At 47.6% G+C, this 9,593-nt stretch carries 10 protein-coding genes and 1 pseudogene; 5 read left to right on the plus strand and 6 right to left on the minus strand.

The window, feature by feature from the left end; all coding sequences use genetic code 11:
• From Q0174_RS04305 to Q0174_RS04315, 3 genes and pseudogenes are all read left to right on the plus strand, one after another.
• Positions 1–219 (plus strand): annotated as a pseudogene (locus Q0174_RS04305) (hypothetical protein); the annotation flags it as partial.
• 650 nt (positions 220–869) lie between these two features.
• Positions 870–1,154: a hypothetical protein gene (locus Q0174_RS04310; RefSeq protein WP_298041830.1), complete on the plus strand. Its 285-nt coding sequence runs from the start codon at positions 870–872 to the stop codon at positions 1,152–1,154.
• On the plus strand, positions 1,151–1,345 hold the full coding sequence (locus Q0174_RS04315) for a hypothetical protein (RefSeq protein ID WP_298041831.1): 195 nt from the start codon (positions 1,151–1,153) through the stop codon (positions 1,343–1,345). The genes Q0174_RS04310 and Q0174_RS04315 overlap by 4 nt, the downstream gene beginning before the upstream one ends.
• Before the next feature lie 57 nt (positions 1,346–1,402).
• Here the strand turns inward: Q0174_RS04315 and Q0174_RS04320 are convergent, their stop codons facing one another.
• Genes Q0174_RS04320 through Q0174_RS04345 form a run of 6 tightly spaced genes read right to left on the minus strand, consistent with a single transcriptional unit; the run spans position 1,403 to position 6,134 of the window.
• Positions 1,403–2,200: a TPM domain-containing protein gene (locus Q0174_RS04320; protein ID WP_298041832.1), complete on the minus strand. Its 798-nt coding sequence runs from the start codon at positions 2,198–2,200 to the stop codon at positions 1,403–1,405.
• Positions 2,197–2,790, minus strand: coding sequence for a hypothetical protein (locus tag Q0174_RS04325; protein WP_298041833.1), 594 nt, complete (start codon positions 2,788–2,790; stop codon positions 2,197–2,199). The genes Q0174_RS04320 and Q0174_RS04325 overlap by 4 nt, the downstream gene beginning before the upstream one ends.
• A 15-nt stretch (positions 2,791–2,805) precedes the next feature.
• Positions 2,806–3,519, minus strand: a complete 714-nt coding sequence (locus Q0174_RS04330; protein ID WP_297916495.1) for a LemA family protein — start codon at positions 3,517–3,519, stop codon at positions 2,806–2,808.
• Positions 3,516–4,529, minus strand: coding sequence for an alanine racemase (locus Q0174_RS04335; RefSeq protein ID WP_298041834.1), 1,014 nt, complete (start codon positions 4,527–4,529; stop codon positions 3,516–3,518). Before Q0174_RS04335 ends, Q0174_RS04330 begins: the two co-directional genes overlap by 4 nt.
• Positions 4,522–4,767, minus strand: a complete 246-nt coding sequence (gene cmeU, locus Q0174_RS04340) for a CmeU family protein (RefSeq protein WP_298041835.1) — start codon at positions 4,765–4,767, stop codon at positions 4,522–4,524. Before cmeU ends, Q0174_RS04335 begins: the two co-directional genes overlap by 8 nt.
• Positions 4,764–6,134 carry a phosphomannomutase/phosphoglucomutase gene (locus Q0174_RS04345; RefSeq protein WP_298041836.1) on the minus strand — a complete coding sequence of 457 codons (1,371 nt, stop codon included), beginning with the start codon at positions 6,132–6,134 and terminating at the stop codon, positions 4,764–4,766. Before Q0174_RS04345 ends, cmeU begins: the two co-directional genes overlap by 4 nt.
• Positions 6,135–6,232: 98 nt before the next feature.
• On the opposite strand from Q0174_RS04345, the gene Q0174_RS04350 reads away from it, so the two are divergent.
• Entirely contained in the window at positions 6,233–6,724 is a 492-nt protein-coding gene (locus Q0174_RS04350) for a CreA family protein (protein WP_298041837.1), read from the plus strand.
• Positions 6,725–7,032: 308 nt separating this feature from the next.
• Positions 7,033–9,593, plus strand: a 2,561-nt coding sequence (locus Q0174_RS04355; protein WP_298041838.1) for a cytochrome c biogenesis protein ResB, incomplete at its 3' end; no start/stop codon positions are given.

Consider the following 9,593-nt stretch of genomic DNA (forward strand, 5'->3'; position numbering starts at 1 on the left):
GAAAATCAAAACGTAAATATCATCGCCGCGCCCAAATACGCAAGCGAGCGGCTGAGCTTCAGCGAGGATGAAATTTTGCGCACCCTTTCGCGCCGTCCGCAGCGCACGAGCGACGTGGAGGCGATGTTTGACGAGCCCAGCGCGCAGCTTTTAAAGCGTCTTGCGGGTGCGGGTAAGGTTGTTTTCAGAGACGGCTACTATAAAATCGCCAAGAAATAGCGGCGGAATTGCGAGGTAGAATTTCGTTTCGTAATTTAATGGCAAAATTTTATCGAGATTTCGCAGGTGGAATTTTATATAAATAAGCCACGATGAAAGAATAGGGCGCGTAATTTGGATTTAAAATTCTACAAAGAATAAATTTAATCGGCGAAAATTCTAATGGCAAAAATGCAGGCGTAAATGCTTCGGCTACAGAAAATTCCGATATCAAAAAATATAATTCTAAAAATTCCGCCTCGCAAAGCTCTGGCAGCGAAGATCGGGGCGCTGAAAATTCTAACGGCAAAAATCCCGATGCCAAAAATTCTAGCGCGCAAAATGATGGTGCGTAAAATTTAGCTCACATGATGAAAAATGAAGCTGCATTAAAATTTAAAAATTTCACCGCCCGCGCTCTTTTTGGATCCGCATAAAGCTCGCGCGTGCATGTGCGACTCTTTGCTGCTAACATCCTGCCGAAGCTATTTGCCTCGAAATATCAAGCGCCGTTGCGACGCCGAGCGGAGTGGGTAAAAATTTAAAAAGTCAAAATTTTAAAAACCGAAACGCTACGAGTACGAATTGCGAGGCAGGTCGCTAGATAGATTTTAGCGCGGATTACAACGTGAGTCGCGATATACGCTTCAGCACAGATTACGGCGTGGGTTATGGCATACGCCTCGATAATAGATCGCGACATAAATTTCAATGCATACCGCGGTATAAATTTTAGCGCGGATTACGACATAAATCTCGTCAAGGATCACGGCGTAAACCAAAGTATGACTTACTACGACATACGCCCTAGTGCAGATCGCGACATAATTTCTAACGCAGATTATGATATAAATTCCAATAGGCATCGCGCCGTGAATTTTAAAATTTCAAACGCAAATTTAAAAACGAATTTAGCAGTTTTAAAAGTAGATTTAAGGACGGATTTTAGATTATGAAATTTTTAAATTTAAAAGTTGCTGCCGCCGTGTTCGCGCTGCTGCTCGCAGGCTGCGACGGACAGAAGCACCATCTAAGCAGTGACGGCGCCTCGCTCGCCTCCAAGTTCGACCCCTCCGAGCGCACGCTAAAGATTGAGGGCAACGACAAGCCGCTCGTGCTGTTTTTCTACGCAAGTAGCCGAATTTAGAAATTTTAAAATTTATACAAAATTCTACGATTTGGAATTTTGATAAAATTTCTGTGGCTACCAGCTTCCGCTAGCACCGCCTCCACCGAAACTTCCGCCGCCCCCACTGAAGCCGCCTCCACTAAAACCGCCATTTCCTCCAAATCTGCCAAAATCCCCGGATGAGCCGCTTCTCATGCGCGATGAGCGCGCGATTTCACTTATGATGTCTGCGCTCGAGATTATATCCTCGTCGCTTCTTCTGCGACGCGTCACGCGGCGACTTAGTATCGCAAAAAGCAAGACCGCAAAAAGCACCATAAAGATCGCAAAGTCCTTGTTACTCGGATCCTGCTGCGCGTTGGCGTTAAGCGGATCAAATTTTATATCGCCGCCTTCGATCGTGCCGATGATCGCCGAAATCCCACTAATGACGCCACTTTCGTAATCTCCCTGCCTAAAATAGGGCAGAATTTTATTGCTGATGATGCGCTTGGCGCGCATATCGGTTAGCACGCCCTCTAGCCCGTATCCGACCTCGATACGCACTTTATGCTCGTGCGGAGCGACGAGCAGCAGTACGCCGTTGTCGCGCCCTTTTTGCCCGAGACCAAGAGCGCGCGCCTGTTCCACGCCGATTTCCTCGATAGAGTAGTCGCCGAGCGATTTTAGGCTTACAAGCATGATCTGGTTTGTGGAATTTTTATCAAAAGTCGTTAAAATTTCATTCAGACTCTCTCTCGCGGCTGGGCGTAAAATACCAGCTTCATCGATTACAGCGGTGCCGTTTGGGCGGGCTAGATACTCGCTGGGAGCGGCGGTGCTGACTACAAATAACGCCATTAGGGCAAAAGCAAATCTCCAAGCCACTCTCATCGCAGCTCCACCAAGGTCTCTTCTATCTCGTTATTTTCGCTATCTTTAGGCACTCGCATGGCTAGCTCGCACAGCGCGTCCATCGCCTTTAAAACAGCAGGCTCAAGACCTTGCGTGCTGGGGTTAAATTCTGTCGTGATACGTTCAAACTCGCCCTTAGAGATAAACTCCGCCGCTCGTGCGCCGCAGATGATATGAGCGCAGCGTTCGCGGACGCAGACGCAAAACATTATCGCTTCTTTTACGCTGCCGTAGCGCTCGTAAAATTTTTGCATCGCAAACTCGCCCGAGAGCCGAAGTCTGCGAGATTTAGGTGTGATTAGAGTTAAAAGCGCGGGACATTTAGCTAGCAGAGCTTTAATCGCAATGAAGCTGAGCGCTACGATCTGCAGTAGCTCAGCTTTGCTTATTTGCGGCACGAAGCACATAATGATGCCGATCACAAACGCCGTCACTGCCGCCGCGCTGTAGCTAGCCTCGCAGTCCTCGCTTGCTTCGCGCGCGACCACGCAGACGATCTGCGCACCGCTTGCAGCTTCGGCTTTCGTGATTAGCTCGTGGATTCTTTGCTTACACTGCTCGCTTAGCATTTGCCGCCTTTAGCGTTATTTAAACGAGACGCTAGGGGCTTTTTGGCTTGAGCTATCAGCGCTAAAGCTAGGTTTGGCGCCGCCTAGTCCTACGATGCGCGCGATGATGTTTGTAGGAAAGGTTCTAATTAGCTTGTTGTATTCCTGCACCGAAGCGATGTAGTCCTTGCGCGCTACGGCGATGCGGTTTTCCGTGCCTTCGAGCTGATTTTGCAGCTCGGCGAAATTCTGATTTGCCTTAAGATCCGGATAACGCTCGACTACCAGCATCAAGCGTGATAGGGCCGAGCTAAGCTCACCTTGGGCGCCATTAAATTTCGCAAACGCTTCCGGATCTTGCGCTAAGCTCTCTGCATTTATATTGACAGCGGTTGCCTTAGCGCGGGCATTTATGACGCCTTCTAAGGTATCTTTTTCATGGCTAGCGTAGCCCTTGACGGTTTCTACGAAATTTGGAATCAAGTCGGCGCGGCGCTGATATTGGTTTTGTACCTGGCTCCACGCAGCCTTAACTTCTTCATCTTTACTTACGAGTTTATTGTAAACCGGCACTGCAAATATCGCAAACGCAATCGCCGCAATCACTAAGACGATTAAAGCTTTGATTAAGATATGAAGCCCTCCTTTTTGGCGCGGATACTCTCCTCCGCCAAAGCTCTCGCCTCGCGCAGATAAGCCTTTATCGTCGTAACCTATACGCTCGTTATTTTCTCCTTGCAGCTCTTTCATTGAAATCTCCTTGGGATATTGGAATTTAATTTGACTAAAATTTCATATTCGATCGTGCCGAAGTGTTTTGCCCAAATCCGCGCGTCATCCAGCACGCAAACTCGCTCGCCACCGAATTCCGCGCAGAAGCTATCCATCGACATCTTGCCTAGCATCCGCCCACCGCTCGGCAGGACGAGCTCGCCCTCGCCGTCATAGCGCAAAAGCCCGTCCGCGTAGCCCAGATCGTATGTGCCGATCCTCATATCGCGTGGCGCTTCAAATTTCGCGCCGTAGCCCACGCGCTCGCCTTTTTTTAGCACGCGCGAGCTGATCAGATCGGCATAGAGCTTTAGCACAGGGCGTAAATTTAGGCTCTCGTCAAATTGCGGATAGCCAAACTGCGCCATGCCTACGCGCACATATTCGTCCTCAAAACCCGCACTTCGCTCGATAGCTGCGGAGTTGCTCGAATGAAATTTTAAATTTTCAAAGCCCGCGGCGGCGGCCTTTTGCCCTGCGAGGCGCTTAAATTCTATGAAATTTTGCCTCTGCGCGAAAAAATCGCCGCTTAGCTCGTCGCTTGCACGAAAGTGTGTGAAAAAGCCACGAAGCTTAAATCCGCCCTCCCTGCATAGCCTAAGCGCCTCATCTAACTCGCTCGCACCGATGCCGTTGCGGTGCATAGCAGTATCTGCAACGATATAAATTTTAAGCCCTCGTTTAAGACGCGCGAAGTAGCTCAGATCATTTACTGCGTAGCAAAACCGCTCGTCCTCGTTCCCGCGCGGAATGTGCGAGAGCACTAAAATTTCATCAAATAAATCCGCAATCTGCGCAGCTTCCGTAGCACTTCGCGTTACGGCGTGTACGAAGCCTAGTTTCGCCGCTTCCTCGCAGCAAAGCCTGCAGCCATGGCCGTATGAATTATCCTTGGCTACCAAAAATACTCGCTCCGCTCCACCTACTTTGGCGGCGATTTGCGCTAGATTGTGCACATAAGCGGCGCGATCTAAGATGATCTCAGACATCGAAATTTAGTCCGTAAGTGCGGTATAAGTATGGCAGCAGCTTGCGCGCGGCGTAATCGTAGCCGTAGAATTTCGCATAAACTTCTTTCAAGCTAGCCGCGCCTGCGCGCTCGAAATCAAACACGTGGGTACTCGCGATTTTTGGCTCGCGCTCATCTAAGAATTTAAAAAATTCCGCTCTCGCAGCCAAAAGCTCTTTTATATTTTTCTCAACCTCTTGCTTTTCAGATTCGTTCATCTCTGGTCCTTTAAATTTTCTAGTTTACCTAAAAATACGCGCTGCATTTCGTCGCGAAACTCGGGGCTGCGAGCCTCGAAGCGGGTTACGATCACGGGCGTGGTGTTGCTTGCCCGTACGAGCGCCCAGCCGTCATCAAACCGCACTCTGATGCCGTCGATCTCGATAATATCGCGGATGGGTGGCAGCTCCGCGATACCTGCGTGGATTTGAGCTTTAAGAGCTTCGATGATCTTAAATTTCGCCTCCTCGCTCGTATTAAATTTTATCTCGTCGGTGCTAAAAACTCGCGGCAGCTTGTCTAGCTCGGCGTCTAAATCATATCCTTTAGCTACGAGTTCAAGCACGCGCATCATCGCATATACGCCGTCATCAAAGCCGAAATATCGCTCTTTAAAATAGATATGCCCGCTAACCTCCGCGGCAAGATCGATACCGAGCTCCTTCATCGCCTTTTTGATATTGCTGTGGCCGGTCTTGCCCATGAAGCTTTTGCCGATCTTATCGATGGTATCATACATCGCTTGAGAGCATTTGACCTCGCCTAGGATGCGCGGATGGGTCATATTTAGGGCAAGCAGGCAGGCTAGCTCGTCGCCTTTGATGTTGCGGCGCGGAGTTAGCACGGCGATCCTATCGGCATCTCCGTCAAAGCCGAAGCCCAAAGCCACGCCGTTGCGGCTCATCGCAGCTTTAAGATCGGCTAAATTTTTCTCCTCGCTGGGGTCTGGGTGGTGGTTTGGGAAATTACCGTCTGGCTGTGGAAATAAAACTTTAGCGTTTAGCTCTAGCCTTTCGACGATTTTAGTAGTCGTAACGCCTGCAGCTCCGTTTGCGCAGTCAATGATAAAAGGCGCGGCAAAGCCCTTAAGAGCCGCAAATTCTTTCTCAAAATATGCTAGATACTCGCTTAAGATGTCGTACTTCTGAGTGCTTATATCGGTTGGAATTTTAAAATTTGAACCGATCAGCTCTCGCACCTGCGCGCCGAGGCGTTTCAAATCCTCGCCGAAGAAGCTGTCCGTGCCGATCGTAATCTTAAAGCCGTTGTAGTTTTTAGGATTGTGCGAGCCGGTGATCATTACGTTTGCGTCAAATTTATGCGTAAATACGCTAAAATAGCCCACTGGCGTCGGCAGCAAGCCGATATTATAAACTCGCAGTCCGGCAAAATTTAGCCCGCTTACGAAATAGCCGAAAAGCTCATCCGCGCTAAGACGGGCGTCGTATCCCACGCTAACGCGCTCAAGCCCTAAATTTGCGATATGTTTGCCAAGCGCGAAGCCGATCGCCTTTACGCTGCGCTCGTTTAGCTCCTCGCCCACGATGCCGCGAATATCGTATTCTCTAAAGATATCTTCGATCATAAAATTCCTTTAAATTTAAATCGCGGTATTTTATAAAAACTTGCTTAATATTTATATTATAAATGATAAAATCGCCGCTAAAATTCCAAAGGATGGTTATGAAAAAATTTATTCTAGCGGCGATTTTAGTGGCTTTTGCTTGCGCGGGCGATTACGAGCTCGTAGGTAGCGTAAATACTTCGTTTAGAATTTTTGGCAAAGACGATCGCATCGAAGTTATCGCGGTTAAAGATCCTAAGGTTGATGGAGTGACCTGCTACGTCTCTTACGCCAAAAAAGGCGGCGCCAAAGAGATCATCGGTGTGGAGGAGGACCGCTCCGAAGCCTCTGTGTCGTGCGTGCAGACAGCGCCTAAAATCATCATCAAAGAGGAGCTGAAAAAAGAGGATATTTTTGAAAAACGCAGCTCGTTCATTTTCAAAAAGACCCACGTAGTTAGGCTTTACGACGCGGTGCAGGGCTCGCTAATCTATTTGGTTTATTCAGACAAAGTGATCGATGGCTCGCCCAATAACTCGATCTCGGCGATCCCGTGCCACCAAGCTGTGGGCGACGTGTGCGAGCTCGCATATACCCAAGGCAAAAAATAATAATAAGGAATTCCGCAAAGATAGAATTTTATCGCAGCGGAATTCTAAATTAGAAATTATGCGATGAGATGGCGCATGAAATTTAATAGAATTTTGCCAAATTCTGCAGCATTTTACAAAATTTATCAGCGCCGTTAAATTCCTAAGCGAATGCCTAAGATGAGAATTTGACCGCTTTATCAAAGCATCTTAACGCATATTCGCGCTACGCTAGTAGGCGTGCGCTTGCAGGTCGTAAAATGAAAAATTAAGCAATTTTTGCTAAAATCTCGCGATTTTGAAAACCCTCGTAAATCTAAAGGAAATCAATGAAGACATTTTTTAGTATGGAGTGCGCGTCAGTGATGCTACTGATTTTGGCGCTAGCCTGTGCGATCGCCACTTTCATAGAGACCGCTTACGGTACGGAAGTAGCTTGGGCGATGGTTTATTCTACTGCATGGTTTGGCGCGCTGATGGTGCTTTTGGGAATAAATTTAACCTACAATATCTATCGCTACCGCATGATTAAACTTCGCACGCTGCCTGCGCTAATCTTTCACGCAAGCTTTTTGTTTATGCTTGCTGGAGCGATTTTGACGAGATATTTCGGCTTTGAGGGCAATATCCATATAAGAGAGGGCGGCGAGAGCTCGATCGTAACGACTAAAGACGAGGTCGTTCAGCTCCTTACTTTAGGCAGTGACGGCGAGTTTATCTCCGCCGACGAGAGCAAATTTTTAAACGGCGCAGGACGGATGAACTTCGATCTCAATCTAGACGTAGAGGGCAGGATCGCAAATTTAAAATTTAAAGAGCTCGTAGAACACGGCGAGCTAAAATGGGTGCAAGATCCGACCGGACAGGCTCCTGCGCGCGTGGAACTATTATTTTCAAACAATGTTGGCAGCCAAAATGTCTCCTTGCAATCGGGTGAAAGCATGGATATAGGCGAGCTTAGTATCACTTTTAACGCTGAGCCTAAGAGTAAGAATTTCATCTACATAAAATCCAAAGACGGCAAATTTTATCTAAACTCAAGCCTTGATATAAACGCCACTAAAATGGCTGATATGAGCACTGCGCCGCTTAAGAAAAACGAGGATAATCCGCTAGGCAATCTTTTGCTTTACAGCTTCGACGGAATAAATTTCGCCCCCGTTAGCTTGCTTAGCTCCGCGGTCGAGAAATTCGTCCCGGTAGCTGCGAATTTACCGGGTGAGCCTGGCGTAGTAGCTACGCTAAGCTTTGCGGGGCAGAGTCGCGAAATCTACGTGCCTAGGGATTCTCATGGTGCTAGCTACAAGGTGGGTGATAAGAATTTCATCGTAGCCTTGGCGCCAAAGATGCTTCATCTGCCTTTTAAAATCGCGCTTCGCGACTTTGTGATGGATCGCTACCCGGGCACCAATTCGCCCTCCGGATATAAAAGCGAAATCACGCTAAAAGACGGCAATACGAGCTTTGATTATGATATTTTTATGAATCATGTGCTCGATTACGGCGGATACCGATTTTTCCAAAGCTCATACGATACAGACGAGCGCGGCACCGTGCTTTCGGTCAATAAAGACCCCGGTAAAGTTCCAACTTACATCGGTTATTTTTTGCTTTGCGTAGGGATGTTTTTTAACTTTTTCAACCGGGGCTCGCGCTTTTTCAAGCTCTCGCGCTTAATCAGCGAAAATACGCATCTTGCTCGAGAAAAAGATGTAAATTCTAAAAATTCGGCGTCTAGCTCGGTGCCCGTAAGCTCCGCAGAAAGCTCTGCATCAAAACGCGCCAAAAAATCGCGACGCGGTACTAAAGGCGCAGCATTGGCATTAGTAGGCGCGTTGGCTTTGAGCTTGAGCGCATTGTATCCTAGCACAGCAAATGCCGAACAAAACTCCACTACTCAAAATTCTACTTCGCAAAATTCTGCCTCAAATGCAGCCGCAGAAAATTCCGCGCCGCAAAGCCCGGCTAGCGTGCAAAATTCTACTTCGCAAAATTTTGTGCAAAATTCCACGCAGAATTCCGCCGCCGAAAATTCCAAGCAGAGCTCCGTTTCGCAAGAATCTGCAGCAGAGCAAGACTCCATCCCGCCGCATAATTTTTCTACTATGGGAGGCGAGCTAGCCGTGCCGAAATTTGATCCTAAATTTAGTGAGGATCTAGCAAGCCTCGTAATTCAGGGATTTGATGGGCGAATGGAGCCTTTTGATACAGTTTCTAGGGAGCTTTTAAATAAAATTTACCGCGCCGACAACTACAAGGCGCCAAATGGCGAAATTTTAAATCATAACGCTGCCGCGCTTTCGTTTATGCTAAATCAAAGCTACTGGAGGCGTGCGCCGATTATCAAGGTTAGCGAGCCGGAGCTTAAAAAAATTCTAGGTATGGATGAGAAGCAAAGCCACGCCAGTATGATGGATTTTTTTGAATTTAAAGGCGGCGAGAGCTACTACAAGCTCGATAAAATGGTCGAGGAGATCAACCGCAAGCCTTTGGGCAATCGTGGCGTGCTAGATAAAGAGATCATCAAGGTAAACGAGCGCGTAAACGTCTTTTACTCGGCGTTTATGGGGGATTATTTTAGAATTATTCCGGTTAAGAACGCTAAAAATAACGAGTGGCTTTCGCCGCTATATCTAGGCGATGCGCTGGATCAAAACGAATCAACTGAAGTTAAAAAGATGATGGGAATATTCGTTTCGTCCGTGGTCTATGCCCAAGAAAGCGGGGATTGGAGCGGCGCAGAAAAGATGCTAAGCTACGTCAAAAAATACCAAGCACAAAACGGCGCAAACCTAATGCCTAGCGAAAGCGCAATAAAATATGAAATTTTATTTAATAAGGCTAAAATTTTTTCTCGCCTCTTTCCGATCTACACTGTCTCGGGATTTTT

The sequence above is a fragment of the uncultured Campylobacter sp. genome, assembly GCF_937996225.1.
Classification (GTDB): domain Bacteria; phylum Campylobacterota; class Campylobacteria; order Campylobacterales; family Campylobacteraceae; genus Campylobacter_B.

Coding starts and splice junctions, on each gene's coding strand:
- Q0174_RS04310 (WP_298041830.1), top strand. CDS start 870: ATGGCATACGCCTCGATAATAGATCGCGACATAAATTTCAATGCATAC.
- Q0174_RS04315 (WP_298041831.1), top strand. CDS start 1,151: ATGAAATTTTTAAATTTAAAAGTTGCTGCCGCCGTGTTCGCGCTGCTG.
- Q0174_RS04320 (WP_298041832.1), bottom strand. CDS start 2,200: ATGAGAGTGGCTTGGAGATTTGCTTTTGCCCTAATGGCGTTATTTGTA.
- Q0174_RS04325 (WP_298041833.1), bottom strand. CDS start 2,790: ATGCTAAGCGAGCAGTGTAAGCAAAGAATCCACGAGCTAATCACGAAA.
- Q0174_RS04330 (WP_297916495.1), bottom strand. CDS start 3,519: ATGAAAGAGCTGCAAGGAGAAAATAACGAGCGTATAGGTTACGACGAT.
- Q0174_RS04335 (WP_298041834.1), bottom strand. CDS start 4,529: ATGTCTGAGATCATCTTAGATCGCGCCGCTTATGTGCACAATCTAGCG.
- cmeU (WP_298041835.1), bottom strand. CDS start 4,767: ATGAACGAATCTGAAAAGCAAGAGGTTGAGAAAAATATAAAAGAGCTT.
- Q0174_RS04345 (WP_298041836.1), bottom strand. CDS start 6,134: ATGATCGAAGATATCTTTAGAGAATACGATATTCGCGGCATCGTGGGC.
- Q0174_RS04350 (WP_298041837.1), top strand. CDS start 6,233: ATGAAAAAATTTATTCTAGCGGCGATTTTAGTGGCTTTTGCTTGCGCG.